The organism is Bradyrhizobium campsiandrae, from assembly GCF_014529705.1.
GTDB classification, from domain to species: Bacteria; Pseudomonadota; Alphaproteobacteria; order Rhizobiales; family Xanthobacteraceae; genus Bradyrhizobium; species Bradyrhizobium campsiandrae.
Map to the genome: position 1 here is coordinate 38100 of NZ_JAANIH010000040.1, position 14330 is coordinate 52429.

At 65.2% G+C, this 14330-nt stretch carries 13 protein-coding genes; 7 read left to right on the forward strand and 6 right to left on the reverse strand.

All coding sequences use genetic code 11. From position 1 onward, the window contains the following. Positions 1 to 38: 38 nt before the first annotated feature. From rlmH to G8O24_RS26515, 6 genes are all read left to right on the forward strand, one after another. Positions 39 to 521: a 23S rRNA (pseudouridine(1915)-N(3))-methyltransferase RlmH gene (gene rlmH / locus G8O24_RS26490; RefSeq protein WP_188104527.1), complete on the forward strand. Its 483-nt coding sequence runs from the start codon at positions 39 to 41 to the stop codon at positions 519 to 521. Between the two features lie 31 nt (positions 522 to 552). Then, a complete protein-coding gene (locus G8O24_RS26495; protein WP_188104529.1) occupies positions 553 to 1899 on the forward strand; it encodes a murein hydrolase activator EnvC family protein in 1347 nt (448 codons plus the stop codon). Next, complete coding sequence (locus G8O24_RS26500) at positions 1896 to 3257, forward strand: S41 family peptidase (RefSeq protein ID WP_188104531.1); 1362 nt, start codon at positions 1896 to 1898, stop codon at positions 3255 to 3257. The genes G8O24_RS26495 and G8O24_RS26500 overlap by 4 nt, the downstream gene beginning before the upstream one ends. Positions 3258 to 3399: 142 nt before the next feature. Further along, the gene (locus G8O24_RS26505) at positions 3400 to 4626 is read left to right on the forward strand and encodes a divergent polysaccharide deacetylase family protein (RefSeq protein WP_188104533.1); all 1227 of its coding nucleotides are present in this window, start codon (positions 3400 to 3402) and stop codon (positions 4624 to 4626) included. 70 nt (positions 4627 to 4696) lie between these two features. Further along, complete coding sequence (locus G8O24_RS26510; protein ID WP_188104535.1) at positions 4697 to 5203, forward strand: RNA pyrophosphohydrolase; 507 nt, start codon at positions 4697 to 4699, stop codon at positions 5201 to 5203. 63 nt (positions 5204 to 5266) lie between these two features. Further along, on the forward strand, positions 5267 to 5767 hold the full coding sequence (locus tag G8O24_RS26515) for an RNA pyrophosphohydrolase (protein ID WP_188104537.1): 501 nt from the start codon (positions 5267 to 5269) through the stop codon (positions 5765 to 5767). A 91-nt stretch (positions 5768 to 5858) separates the two neighbouring features. On the opposite strand, the gene G8O24_RS26520 is transcribed toward G8O24_RS26515, so the two are convergent. The 6 genes from G8O24_RS26520 to G8O24_RS26545 all read right to left on the reverse strand — a co-directional run bounded on the left by G8O24_RS26520 (position 5859) and on the right by G8O24_RS26545 (position 12837). Further along, the gene (locus G8O24_RS26520) at positions 5859 to 7517 is read right to left on the reverse strand and encodes an adenylate/guanylate cyclase domain-containing protein (protein WP_188104538.1); all 1659 of its coding nucleotides are present in this window, start codon (positions 7515 to 7517) and stop codon (positions 5859 to 5861) included. A 147-nt stretch (positions 7518 to 7664) separates the two neighbouring features. Then, on the reverse strand, positions 7665 to 8072 hold the full coding sequence (locus G8O24_RS26525) for a F0F1 ATP synthase subunit epsilon (protein ID WP_188104540.1): 408 nt from the start codon (positions 8070 to 8072) through the stop codon (positions 7665 to 7667). Positions 8073 to 8210: 138 nt separating this feature from the next. Continuing rightward, a complete protein-coding gene (atpD, locus tag G8O24_RS26530) occupies positions 8211 to 9644 on the reverse strand; it encodes a F0F1 ATP synthase subunit beta (protein ID WP_188104542.1) in 1434 nt (477 codons plus the stop codon). Between the two features lie 83 nt (positions 9645 to 9727). After that, positions 9728 to 10600, reverse strand: coding sequence for a F0F1 ATP synthase subunit gamma (locus G8O24_RS26535; RefSeq protein WP_188104543.1), 873 nt, complete (start codon positions 10598 to 10600; stop codon positions 9728 to 9730). A 147-nt stretch (positions 10601 to 10747) separates the two neighbouring features. Next, positions 10748 to 12277, reverse strand: a complete 1530-nt coding sequence (atpA, locus tag G8O24_RS26540; protein WP_188104546.1) for a F0F1 ATP synthase subunit alpha — start codon at positions 12275 to 12277, stop codon at positions 10748 to 10750. Further along, entirely contained in the window at positions 12277 to 12837 is a 561-nt protein-coding gene (locus G8O24_RS26545) for a F0F1 ATP synthase subunit delta (protein ID WP_188104547.1), read from the reverse strand. Before G8O24_RS26545 ends, atpA begins: the two co-directional genes overlap by 1 nt. Before the next feature lie 648 nt (positions 12838 to 13485). Between G8O24_RS26545 and G8O24_RS26550 the strand changes: the two genes are divergently transcribed. Beyond that, positions 13486 to 13986 (forward strand): septal ring lytic transglycosylase RlpA family protein, encoded by a 501-nt coding sequence (locus tag G8O24_RS26550; protein WP_188104549.1) that lies wholly within the window; start codon positions 13486 to 13488, stop codon positions 13984 to 13986. The last annotated feature ends 344 nt before the right edge of the window (positions 13987 to 14330 follow it).

Below are 14330 nucleotides of genomic sequence, written 5' to 3' on the forward strand. Positions count from 1 at the left end.
GAAAACGCGACCCTAGAGATTCGCGACCCTAGAGATTCATGCGTATTGCTGTCATTGCGGTGGGCCGGCTGAAGCAGGGCCCCGAACGGGAGCTTGCCGACCGCTATTTCGAGCGGTTCGACGATGCCGGCCGCAAGCTCGGATTCCGCGAGCTCACCATGCACGAAATTCCCGAGAGCCGCGCGCGCGACGCCGCGACGCGGATGACCGAGGAAGCCGCGGCGATCTCCGCGCATGTCCCGGACAAATCGATCCTGGTGGCGATGGATGAACGCGGACAAAACCTCGACTCCACCGTATTCGCACGGCATCTCGCGCGCTGGCGCGACGAGGGCGCCGGTCATACTATCTTCGTGATCGGAGGGGCGGACGGACTTTCGCCCGAATTGCGCCGTAAGGCGAAGCTTGCGATCGCGTTCGGCTCTGCGACCTGGCCGCATCAAATGGTCCGCGTCATGCTTCTGGAACAACTGTATCGGGCCGCCACCATTCTGGCCGGCCACCCCTATCATCGCGCGTGATTCGCGCCACAACGAGCACCTTTGCGACGAGATGCGAGCGCCGTTTCTCAATTTGCTGCTGATGGCGAGCTGCGCTGCCGCAAGCTTCGCGCAAGCTCAGACGCAAGGTCAGGCAATTGCGCCGGCGCCACAGACCGCGGCCATCTCACCCGACGCCATCAAGCAGCGCGAGCAGGAGCTGGAAGCGGCGCGCGCCCGGCAGAAGGCCGCGGAGGAGGCCCAGGCAAAGCTCAAGGCGGAGATCGCCACGCTCGGCCAGGACCGCACCCAGCTCAATCAGCAATTGATCGATACCGCGGCCAATGTCCGCACCGTCGAAGCCAAGATCGACGAGGCCGAGGCGCGGCTGAAGACGCTGAATGGCCGCGAGCAGCAGGCGCGCAGCTCGCTCGATTCGCGCCGCGCCGACATCGTCGAGGTGCTGGCGGCGCTGCAGCGCGCCGGACGGCGGACGCCGCCGGCGCTGCTGGTGCGCCCCGAAGATGCGCTGCAATCGCTGCGCACCGCCATGCTGCTCGGCGCCGTCGTGCCGGAATTGCGCGGCCGCGCCGAAACGATCGCGAGCGAGCTCGGCGAGCTCGTGGCCTTGCGCAAGAGCATCGCAAGCGAACGCGATCAGCTCGCCGCCGACCGCGACAAGATCCGCAGCGACCAGACCCGGCTCACGGCCCTCGTCGACGAGCGCCAGCGCCAGCAGGCCTCGCGCGAGAAGGATCTCGACGCGGAGAATTCACGCGCCATCACGCTGTCAAAGCAGGTCGGCGATCTGCAGGGGCTGATCGCCAAGATGGAGCAGGACCTGCAAAGCGCGGCCAAGGCGGCTGAGAAGGCGGCCGAGGCCGCAAAGCAGGCCGAAGCAAAGGCGGCCGCAGCGGCCGCCAGCGCCAAGCCGGGCCCGGCCGTGTTCAAGGACCGCTCTCGGACCAGCCCGGCCATCCTGTTCGCCTCGGCCAAGGGGCTCCTGCCTTTGCCGGTTAACGGTAACAAGATCAGGGACTTTGGCGGTTCCGACGGGGTCGGCGGGGTCCAGAAGGGCATTTCGCTGGCCACCAAGCCCGGCTCTCAGGTCACGACGCCGTGCGACGGCTGGGTGGTCTATGCCGGCCCGTTCCGCAGCTATGGACAACTCTTGATCCTCAATGCCGGTGGCGGGTATCATGTCCTGATCGCCGGGATGGAGCGCATTTCGGTCAACATCGGTCAGTTTGTGCTCACGGGGGAGCCGGTCGCGACCATGGGGTCGACCTCTCAAGTCGCCTCCATTCTCGCCACGAACGCGAGTCAACCTGTGCTGTATGTCGAGTTCCGCAAAGACGGCACTCCAATCGATCCAGGCCCATGGTGGGCCGCAAATGAAGGCGAGAAGGTTCGCGGATGATGCGCAAGACTTCAGTTATCCTCCTCAGCGCGGCCACCGGTGCGGCGCTGACGCTGTTCGCGACGCAGCCGCGCGCGGTGTTCATGGGCTCCAGCGCGCGAGCCGCGACCGCTGACACCTATCGCCAGCTCAATCTGTTCGGCGACGTCTTCGAGCGCGTGCGCTCGGACTATGTCGAGAAGCCCGACGACACCAAGCTGATCGAATCCGCCATCAGCGGCATGCTCTCCGGTCTCGATCCGCATTCGAGCTACATGGATGCCAAGAGCTTCCGCGACATGCAGGTGCAGACCCGCGGCGAGTTCGGCGGCCTCGGCATCGAGGTGACGATGGAAGACGGCCTGATCAAGGTGGTCTCGCCGATCGACGATACCCCCGCCTCGCGCGCCGGCGTCATGGCCAACGACATCATCACCAATCTCGACGACGAAGCCGTGCAGGGCCTGACCCTGAACCAGGCGGTCGAGAAGATGCGCGGCCCCGTCAACACCAAGATCAAGCTCAAGATCATCCGCAAGGGCCAGGACAATCCGATCGACGTCACGCTCGTGCGCGACAACATCCGCGTCCGCTCGGTGCGCGCGCGGGTCGAGGCCGACGACATCGCCTATATCCGCATCACCACCTTCAACGAGCAGACCACCGAAGGCCTGAAGAAGGAGGTCGCCAACCTCTCCGGCCAGATCGGCGACAAGCTCAAGGGCTACATCATCGACCTCCGCAACAATCCGGGCGGCCTGCTCGAGGAGGCCGTCACCGTGTCCGACTCGTTCCTGGAGAAGGGCGAGATCGTGTCGACCCGCGGCCGCAATGCCGAGGAGACCCAGCGCCGCACCGCGCATGCGGGCGATCTCACCAAGGGCAAGCCGGTGATCGTGCTCGTCAACGGCGGCTCGGCCTCGGCGTCGGAAATCGTCGCCGGCGCGCTGCAGGACCACAAGCGCGCGACCATCGTCGGCACGCGCTCGTTCGGCAAGGGCTCGGTGCAAACCATCATCCCGCTCGGAAGCGGCAACGGCGCGCTGCGTCTGACCACGGCGCGCTACTACACACCATCGGGCAAGTCGATCCAGGCCAAGGGCATCGTGCCCGACATCGAAGTGCTGCAGGACGTGCCCGATGAGTTGAAGTCGCGCACCGATACCAAGGGCGAGGCTTCGCTGCGGGGCCACCTCAAGAACGACGGCGACGAGAAGACCGGCTCGCAGTCCTACGTTCCGCCCGATGCCAAGGACGACAAGGCGCTGAAGCTCGCCGACGACCTGCTCCACGGCATCAAGAACAGCGCCTCCGCGGCGCCGACGCCGGGCAGCGACAACAAGGCTGCGCCCGCCGACAAGCCCAAAGCAGCGAACTAGGCGCAAGCATCCGAGATATCGAAAAGGGCGGCTCCTGGAGCCGCCCTTTCTGCTTGGAACTCCTGGTGCCTCCGGCCTCTCCCGGCCTGCCGCCACTTGACCTCGGCGTGGTATCGTCGGCTTCAGTGATTCGGGATCTCGCATGACTGAAACGGCCGATGATCTGAGCGCCCCGCTCGGACAGGATAAGCCGCGCCGGAAACGGCGGCTGCGGCTGCCGTTCACGGCCATGCAGCTGCTGGCAGTCCTGCTCGGCCTGTTCCTGGTCGCCTTTGCCGGCTTTGCCATCTTCAACAAGGACCCGCTCGGCGGCGAACCGATGACACGGATCGCGATTCGCGATCCCAGAGGCACCGACAAGGCGACCGAGGAGAAGCCGGCCGCCGGCCACGGCGAAGAGCACGCCGCCGAGAGCAAGCACGCGGCCAAGGAGGCGCCGAAGCAGGCCGGCGACCAGAAGACCGTCACCATGATCGACGGCTCGACCGGCGCGCGCCACGACGTGGTGATCGGCGCGGGCGAGGCCACCGACAAGGGCGAGGCGGCTTCCGCAGCCCCGCCCGTGGTGGCCGGGGTCGACCCGAAGCTGCTGGAGAAGTCGCGCTACGGCATGATCCCGGTGGTCTCAGGCGATCTGAAACCGTTCAACGTCTACGCCGCCGAGGCCGACCGCGCCAAGGCCGCGAAAATGCCGGTGGTGGCGATCGTGATCGGCGGCCTCGGCGTCGGCGCCGCCAAGACCACGGATGCCATCATGAAGCTGCCGGGCGCCGTGACGCTGGCCTTCACGCCCTACGGCGCCGACCCCGGCAAGCTCGCCGAGCGCGCCCGTGCCCAGCGCCATGAGATCTTCCTGCAGATTCCGATGGAGCCCTACGACTTCCCCGACAACGATCCCGGCCCGCAGACGCTACTGACTTCGCTCACATCAGACCAGAACACCGACCGCCTGTATTGGCATCTCAGCCGGATGCAGGGCTATGCCGGCATCACCAATTTCATGGGTGCCCGCTTCATCGCGACGGACGCGGCGATGCAGCCGATCATCCGCGAGGCCTCCAAGCGGGGGCTCGGCTTCTTCGACGACGGCTCCTCGCCGCGCAGCATCGCGCCGCAGGCGGCGGCAAGCCTGGCGGTCCCGTTCGGCAAGGGCGACATCGCCCTCGACGCGGTCCCGACCCCGACCGAGATCGACCGCGCCCTGAATAAGCTGGAATCGACGGCCCGGGAACGCGGCGTCGCCGTCGGTACTGCCTCGGCCCTGCCGGTCTCGATCGAGCGGATCGGGGCCTGGATCAAGACCTTGAACGACCGGGGTATCCTATTGGTGCCATTGACATCAGCGATGCTGAAATCAAAATCCAGCTAAATCAACGAATTGGTACGTCAGGGGCGCGAGCGCCCAATGACGGGCCGGCAGTAGCGAGAGGTTCGGCGGAATGGCGCGTTACGAGGATCTGCCCTACCGAACCTGCGTCGGTGTGATGTTGATCAATCAGAAGGGCCTGGTGTTCATCGGCCGCCGCGCGGGCGGCATCGAGCATGTCGATGACAGCCATGTCTGGCAGATGCCGCAGGGCGGGGTCGATCCCGGCGAGGACAATTGGGAGGCCGCCAAGCGCGAGCTCTATGAAGAGACCAGCGTGCGCTCGATCGAGCGGCTCGGCGAAGTCCCGGACTGGCTCACTTACGACATCCCGCGCACGGTGGCGGGGCGCGCCTGGAAGGGCCGCTACCGCGGCCAGCGCCAGAAATGGTTCGCGGTACGCTTCACCGGCAAGGACAGCGAGATCAACGTCGCCAATCCCGGCGGCGGCGGCCACAAGGCCGAATTCGTCAGCTGGCGCTGGGAGCCGATGAAGAACCTCCCCGGACTGATCATCCCGTTCAAGCGGCCGGTCTATGAGCGCGTGGTGAAGGAATTTTCGGACCTCGCGGATGACTAAATCAAATTGTCATCCCGGCTTTGGTGCTAAGCCGTCGCCGGGCTGACAACGAGAGACCTCCGCGTGACGAATGAAAAACCCTACCGCCCCAATGTCGGCATCGCGCTGTTCAATGCCGAAGGCCGCGTGCTGATCGGACATCGCTTCAAGGGCGACGGCCCCGAGATCATCCTGCCCGGGCTCGACTGGCAGATGCCGCAGGGCGGCGTCGACGAGGGCGAGAATTTGCGCGACGCCGCCATGCGCGAGCTTTGGGAGGAGACCAGCGTCGTCAGCGCCTCTTATCTCGGCGAGACCGATTGGTTCACCTACGAGTTCCCGCCCTATGACGGACCGCAGACGCATCGGCTGGCCAAGTTTCGCGGCCAGCGGCAGAAATGGTTCGCGCTGCGCTTCACCGGCAATGACGACGAGATCGATCCGCTGACACCGCGCAACGGCCAGCCTGCGGAGTTCGATGCCTGGCGCTGGGAGCGCCTCGACCGTGTCGCCGACATCGTGGTGCCGTTCCGCCGCGACGTCTACTGCGCGGTGGCGCGCGAGTTCGTGCGCTTCGCGAGTTGAGAGCGCGAAAACAACCCCATGCACAGTAGAACTGGGGTTGAAGGTGTTAGAGTATTTTCGCCGGGGGTCGTGTGTGAGCCCGGCACCGTTTTCAGTTCGCCGGCCCCACCGTGAACGGGCCGATCGCGATGACGTGGCAGTCGCTGTCGTGCTTGGCGCAGTCGGCCAGGGCGCCGTTGACGGCGGTCTGCTCGTCGGCGGCTTTCAGGCCGAGACCCGGGCGTCCTGAGGTGCCGACGGCGACCGCATTCCAGCCGGTGCCGTCGCCGAGCTTGCGCACGACCTCGTCGCGCGCGTCGGCCACGATCGAGGGACTGCTGGCGGCGTGGAAGAAGCCAACCGCCCTGAGCACGGTCGGAATCGGCACGACGAAGACGTCGTCCACGGCCACGATCATGCAGGCCGAGCCCGCGATCGCGCCGCAGGACTCCAGCGAACGCCGCACCGCGTCGTCGACCGACGCTGCGCCGAGCGTCATGAAATAATGCCCGGCCGGGCCGAGCGCGACCGCGCGTGATTTTGCCGCCGGCGCGAAGATGTTTTCGAGCCGGGTCCTGGCCTGATCGCGCAGCATCGGAAAATCCTTCGGCACGAACGCGCGCTCAGTGACGGTGTCGTGCCGAAACCAGGGCTGCGGCGGCATTGGCGGGCTGCCATGGCTGTAGACGACCTTGTTGCCGAGCGCATAGAGCTCGCAGCGTCGCGGCGATTGCGCGGCGTCGGCGCGCTTCTGGCACTGGTCGAGCGCCGCATTGCCCGCGGCCTCTTCGGTCGGTTGATTGAGCGCGGAGCCGTAGAACCCGCCGATGTTCAGGGCGTAAGCCTTATAATCTCCGGCGGACGAATAGACGTCGCTGAGAAAGGAACGCTGGCGTTCGCCGATGAACGGCACCGCATCCGCGGGAAACTTGCCGCTCGACGCGGCCGGCGGCGTCGGAACGGGCGTAGGCGTCGCCGCAGCCGTTTGACTCGGCGTCGATGCCGGCGCCTTCGCGGCCATCGTGGGCGTCGGGCCGGGTGATGGCACGGACACCGGGCTCGGCGCCGGCGCCGCCGCGGTGGACGTCGGCGCGCCGGAGGCGACCTGTGCGGTCTCGAGCTTGGTGAAATAAAGGAAGCCGCCGACACCGATCGCGACGATAGAGACCACGCCGACCACCAGCGGCCACATCCAGTTCGGCGCGGGCGCCGCCTTGGCGACCTTCTTCAGCTGCGGCGTCGCGTATGTGCCGTCCTCGCGGCGCATCGCCACCATATAGGCGTGCACCGGCGTCGGAATGTTCTTCACCTCCTGGGCGCCGATATCGGCGAATTGCACCGACAGCTTGTTGGCGACCTGCTCGTGCACGGCGCGGGAGACGCAGATGCCGCCGACTTCCGCCAGCCCCTCGAGCCTCGCCGCGATGTTGACGCCGTCGCCGAGTAGATCGCCGTTGCGCTCGACCACGTCGCCGATGGTGATGCCGATGCGAAACGACATCTGCCGGCTCGGCGGATAGGCCATGTTGCGGGTTCGCAAGCTCTCCTGGATGTCGATCGCGCAGCGCACCGCGTCCACCGCGCTCGGAAATTCCGCGAGCACGGCATCGCCGGCGGTGTTGAAGATGCGGCCGTTCGCCTTGGCGATGAAATCGTCGATGACTTCGCGATAGGAGGCGAGGCGCCGCAGCGTCTCTTCCTCGTCTTCCGCAACGAGCCTCGAGTAACCGGCAATATCGGCCGCGAAAATCGCCGCGATCTTGCGTTTCATCTGCACCCAGCCCTGGAACAATTCGCGGGCGCAGAATGCCGCTATCGGCGGCGCGGTGCAACAAAGTTTCAGCGCCCGCCACATCAGTGACGAGCGCTGAACTTGTTCAGGAATTTAGCCTTGAGCCCCGAAGCGACGCCCCGGGGCTTAATGCATCGCCGTGGTGTTGAGCTCGTGCTGGATGCTCTTGTAGTGATCCAGCCGCGCGAGGGCCTGGTCGAGCTCTGAGCCTTCGTGCTCCTTCAGCCCTTCTTCCATCTCCGAGATGGTCTCGGCGAACTGAGCACGGTCGAGCTCGGCCAGCGACGTCGCGACGTCGGCGAGCACCGTCAGGCCCTTTTCGGATACTTCGGCGAGGCCGCCGAGCACGATGATCTTCTCGTGCTTGCCAGCGGTGGTGACGGTCAGGATGCCGGGCCGGATCGCAGCCACGACCGGCGCGTGTCCCGCCAGCACGCCGAAATCACCCTCGACGCCGGGAATGTCGACCTGGTCGACGTCGCCCGAGAATGCGAGCTTCTCCGGAGAGACGAGATCGAAGTGGAAGGTGGCCATTCTAAAATCCGTTTCGTGCGAACGAGGCGGTCGTCATCCTGAGGTGGCCGCGCTTGCGGCCCTCGAAGGATGAGGAAAAGCACCCTTCGAGGCTCGCTGCGCTCGCACCTCAGGGTGACGGCGCAGCGCAGTTACGCGTTAAGCAGCTTCCGCCGCCAGCTTCTTGCCCTTCTCGACCGCCTCTTCGATGGTGCCGACCATGTAGAAGGCGGCCTCCGGCAGGTGGTCATACTTGCCTTCCACCAAGCCCTTGAAGCCCTTGATGGTGTCGGCGAGGTCGACGAACTTGCCGGGCGAGCCGGTGAAGATTTCGGCGACGTGGAACGGCTGCGACATGAAGCGCTCGACCTTGCGGGCGCGGGCCACGGTCAGCTTGTCCTCTTCCGAAAGCTCGTCCATGCCGAGAATGGCGATGATGTCCTGGAGCGCCTTGTAGCGCTGCAGCACCTGCTGGACCTGACGGGCGACCGCGTAGTGCTCCTCGCCGACGACCAGCGGGGACAGCATGCGCGAGGTCGAATCGAGCGGGTCGACCGCCGGGTAGATGCCCTTTTCGGCGATCGAGCGCGACAGCGTGGTGGTCGCGTCAAGATGCGCGAACGAGGTCGCCGGCGCCGGGTCGGTCAAGTCGTCGGCCGGAACGTAGATGGCCTGCACCGAGGTGATCGAGCCCTTCTGCGTGGTGGTGATGCGCTCCTGCAGCGCGCCCATGTCGGTCGCGAGCGTCGGCTGATAACCCACCGCCGAAGGAATGCGGCCCAAGAGCGCCGACACTTCCGAGCCGGCCTGGGTGAAGCGGAAGATGTTGTCGACGAAGAACAGCACGTCCTGGCCCTTGTCGCGGAAATCTTCCGCGATGGTCAGGCCCGTGAGCGCGACGCGGGCGCGGGCGCCGGGCGGCTCGTTCATCTGGCCGAACACCAGCGCGCATTTCGACTTCACGCTCGGATCCGGATTCTTCGGATCGGCGTTGACCTTGGACTCGATGAACTCGTGATAGAGGTCGTTGCCTTCGCGGGTGCGCTCGCCGACGCCGGCGAACACGGAGTAGCCGCCGTGCGCCTTCGCGACGTTGTTGATCAGCTCCTGAATCAGCACGGTCTTGCCGACGCCGGCGCCGCCGAACAGGCCGATCTTGCCGCCCTTGGCGTAGGGAGCCAAGAGGTCGACGACCTTGATGCCGGTGACGAGAATTTCAGCTTCCGTCGACTGGTCGGTGTAGGTCGGCGCTTCCTGGTGGATCGCGCGCAGGCCTTCGGTCTTGACCGGACCGGCCTCGTCGATCGGCTCGCCGATGACGTTGATGATGCGGCCGAGCGTGCCTTCGCCGACGGGCACGCGGATCGGAGCGCCGGTGTCGGTGACTTCCTGGCCGCGGACGAGACCTTCGGTGGTGTCCATCGCGATGGCGCGGACCGTGGACTCACCGAGATGCTGGGCGACTTCGAGCACCAGGCGGTTGCCGCCGTTCTTGGTCTCCAGCGAGTTGAGAATGGCCGGGAGGTGGCCTTCGAACTGCACGTCGACGACGGCGCCGATGACCTGGGTGACGCGACCGGACTGGGCTGCCATTGAATGTCTCCTTCGATCCGAACTTCTAGACCACGGTCAACTAGACCGGGATGTTGCGTGTGATGGGCACCGACGCGTCTTGATCAGACGGCCTCGGCACCCGAGATGATTTCGATCAGTTCCTTGGTGATCTGCGCCTGACGCGTGCGGTTGTAGACCAGCGTCTGCTTGCGGATCATTTCACCGGCGTTGCGCGTCGCGTTGTCCATCGCGCTCATCTGCGCGCCGTAGAACGAGGCGTTGTTCTCGAGCAGCGCGCGGAAGATCTGCACCGCGAGGTTGCGCGGCAGAAGACGGGTCAGGATCTCGTCCTCTTCCGGCTCGTATTCGTAAGACGTCGTGTTGGCGGCAGCGCCTTCCTCGACGACCAGCGGAATGACCTGCTGGGCGGTCGGGATCTGCGCGATCACCGAGCGGAAGCGCGAGTAGAACAGCGTGCAGACGTCGAACTCGCCGGCGTCGAACCGCGCCAGCACCTTCTTGGCGATGTCCTCGGCATTGACGAAGCCGAGCTGGCGCACGCTGCGCAGGTCGAGATGCTCGACGATCTGCTTGTCGAACTGGCGGCGGAGCTGCTCGTAACCCTTGCGGCCGACACAGAAGAATTTCACGTCCTTGCCCTGCGCCATCAGCGCCAGCGCGCGCTCGCGGGCGAGGCGCACGATCGACGAGTTGAAGGCGCCTGACAGGCCGCGCTCGCCGGTGCAGACCAGCAGCAGATGCACCTGGTCGCGGCCGGTGCCGGCCAGCAGTTTCGGCGCGCCGGGCGAACCCGCGGCAGCGGCGGCGATGTTGGAGATCACCGCGCTCATCTTGTCGGCATAGGGACGTGCAGCTTCCGCAGCGGTCTGCGCGCGGCGCAGCTTCGAGGCCGCGACCATCTGCATGGCCTTGGTGATCTTTTGCGTCGCCTTGGTCGAGGCGATGCGGACGCGCATGTCTTTAAGTGACGCCATTCTTCGTTCACCCCGGCGGTTCGACCCTTTGGCCTGACCGCAACCCTATCCATTCGTCATGCCCGGGCTCGTCCCGGGCATCCACGTAGCTGCCTCGCACGCCGATAGACGTGGATGGCCGGGACAAGCCCGGCCATGACGGCAGCTTTATGCAAAGGACTTCGCGAAGCCTTCGACCACCGTCTTCAGCTTGGCGGCAACGTCGTCGGAGAGATCGCGGCTGTCGCGGATCGCGTTGAGGATGTCGACGTTCTTGCCGCGCAGCAGCGAGAGCAGACCGTCCTCGAACGGCTTCACCTTGTTGATCGGAAGCGGATCGAGATAGCCGTTGGTGCCGGCCCAGATCACGCAGACCTGCTCTTCCATCTTCAGCGGCGAGAACTGCGGCTGCTTCAGGAGCTCGGTCAGGCGCGAGCCGCGGTTGAGCAGGCGCTGGGTCGAGGCGTCGAGGTCGGAGCCGAACTGCGCGAACGCCGCCATTTCGCGGTACTGCGCGAGCTCACCCTTGATCTTGCCGGCGACCTTCTTGGTGGCCTTGGTCTGCGCGGACGAGCCGACGCGCGACACCGACAGACCGACGTTCACGGCGGGACGGATGCCCTGGAAGAACAGGTCGGTCTCCAGGAAGATCTGGCCGTCGGTGATCGAGATGACGTTGGTCGGGATGTAGGCCGACACGTCGTTGGCCTGGGTTTCGATGACCGGCAGCGCCGTCAGCGAGCCCGAGCCCTGGTCCTTGTTCAGCTTCGCCGCGCGCTCGAGCAGGCGGGAGTGCAGATAGAACACGTCGCCGGGATAGGCTTCGCGGCCCGGCGGGCGGCGCAGCAGAAGCGACATCTGGCGGTAGGCGACGGCCTGCTTGGAGAGGTCGTCATAGATGATGACCGCGTGCATGCCGTTGTCGCGGAAATACTCGCCCATGGTGCAGCCGGTGAACGGCGCGATGTACTGCATCGGCGCCGGGTCGGACGCGGTGGCGGCGACGACGATCGAGTATTCGAGCGCGCCCTGCTCTTCCAGCACCTTCACGAATTGCGCGACGGTGGAACGCTTCTGGCCGACCGCGACATAGACGCAGTACAGCTTGATGTTCTCATCGGGCTGCGCGTTGAGCGGCTTCTGGTTCAGGATGGTGTCGAGCGCGATCGCGGTCTTGCCGGTCTGACGGTCGCCGATGATCAGCTCGCGCTGGCCGCGGCCGATCGGGATCAGGGCGTCGATCGCCTTGAGGCCGGTCGCCATCGGCTCGTTCACCGACTTGCGCGGAATGATGCCGGGCGCCTTGACGTCGACGCGCATGCGCTTCTCGGCCTGGATCGGACCCTTGCCGTCGATCGGGTTGCCGAGCGCGTCGACGACGCGGCCGAGCAGGCCCTTGCCGACCGGCGCGTCCACGATGGCGCGGGTGCGCTTGACGGTCTGGCCTTCCTTGATCTCGCGGTCGGCACCGAAAATAACGACACCGACGTTGTCGGTTTCGAGGTTCAGCGCCATGCCGCGGGTGCCGTTCTCGAACTCGACCATTTCACCGGCCTGGACGTTGTCCAGACCGTAGACGCGGGCGATACCGTCGCCGACGGACAGCACCTGTCCGACCTCGGAGACTTCAGCTTCCTGGCCGAAATTCTTGATCTGGTCCTTGAGGATCGCGGAAATTTCCGCGGCGCGGATGTCCATCAGCCTGCCTCTTTCATCGCGTGCTTGATCGAATTGAGTTTGGTGCGAAGCGAACTATCGATCATGCGGCTGCCCAGCTTCACGACGAGGCCGCCGATGATCGAGGGATCGATCTTCACGTTGAGCGCGACGTCCTTGCCGGTCACCGACTTCAGGGCAACCTTGAGGGCATCGAGATTCTTGTCCGAGAGCGCTTCCGCCACCGTGACGTCAGCGGTCGCCTCGCCCTTGAACTTGGCGACGAGGGCGCGGTAGGCGCGGATGACATCAGCCACCGCGAACAGGCGGCGGTTGGCGGTCAGCACTTTGAGGAAATTGGCGGAGATGCCGGCGATGCCGGCCTTGTCCAGCACGGCCGAAAGCGCCTTGGACTGGGCGTCGGCCGCAAAGACCGGGCTGCGGACGAGGCGCTTCAGATCGGCGCTTTCGTTCAGCAAGGCCTCGAACTTGTCGAGATCGGCCCTGACCTCGTCGACCACTTTCTGGTCACGGGCCAGTTCAAACAAGGCCGTTGCATAACGGCCCGACACACCTGAAACGGACGTATCTTCTGCAGCCACAGACGCGCTCTTTTAGCTGTCAAACTCGCAAGGGAAAAACCGTCGCCACAAAGCGGCGCCTAGCGATCCAAGCCCTTGGAATTCAAGCGGGACTTCGATTTTCGACCAGCACGGGACGTGCCGGGCTCGTTAAAATCGCGGCTTTGCTAACATAGCAGGCGCGCACGTGCAACATGACGCCAAATTAAAGGCACGAGGTTCTGTCGCCAGTTCGTCGCAGATCGCGAGTGGCCCCGCGCAGCATGAGCGGCAACCTGCCATGCCACGGAATTGCCGCGACTGTTACGGCGGTAGCCTGCGCCTTCGTTCCTGCCATCAGTGCATAGCCGCCATGAACACGGCTCGCTGAGGCGTGACCGCGGCCCCGCGGATCGCGCCTGCCGAATACTTAGCCAATTCTAAACTGGGCGAGCGATGACTTCGCTTTACAGTATTCGCAAGTAATACTGCAGTTAATAAATCGTTAAAGCGAAATATTACGGAACATCGGCTGAATATCGATTCAGGTCACAAGATGTTTCAGCACGACACATAGCGGAAATACTGCCCAATTCATGCCTCATTGGGAATCGAAACGCCAACCCGCTCACAAACTGATGGGGGCTCCATTAGCCACATATGTGGCAATACTATCGTAGGGACCACTAAATGCTGTCTTTGAAGACGCTGGGCACTGTGACCCGGCCGCGTACGGCGATCGCTTTCGTCGCTGCAACTCTCCTCGTCGGTGGAACTGCCACCGAAGCATCCGCCAAATCCCGGCACCACCACCGGGCCTCTCACCGCCACCATAGCCAGGACGCCTCCAACACGACCTCCGATTGGCGCAACGCCAATGCGTCGATGACGCCGTCGTCGGGCTCCGGGCACACCTTCTCGGGCATGGCCTCCTATTACGGCAACGAGTCCGGCAGCCGCACCGCCTCGGGTGCGCGCTTCAACCAGAACGCCATGACCGCCGCGCACCGTTCGCTGCCGTTCGGCACCAAGGTCCGCGTCACCCATGGCGGCCAGAGCGTCATCGTCACCATCAATGACCGTGGCCCGTTCGTGCGCGGCCGCGTGCTCGATCTCTCCACCGGCGCTGCCCGCGCCATCGGCCTCACCGGCGCCGGCGTCGGCCGCGTCACCGCGGAAGTCGTCTCTTAAGCGGCGCTTCCCGAGCCTCAAGCTCACACGCGCAGTTTTCATCAGTTTGATGCGCGCGTGAAACAGGCCCGCGGTCTTGGGGGACCGCGGGCTTTTTGCTTTCGGTCGTCGCGACTTCATGCAACGCGCCCCAGCCGCTCACCGTCATCCTGAGGTGCTCGTCCTGCAACGCAGGACGAGCCTCGAAGGACGACGGCCCGGCTGCATCTTGGCCGCTCATCCTTCGAGGCTCGCCATGCGCCGCTTCGCGACGCAAGGCTCACGCCTCAGGATGACGGATTTGACTTGCGCACCGCTGCCACCACGCCGTCATTGCGAGCGCCGCGAAGCAATCCAGAATCTTC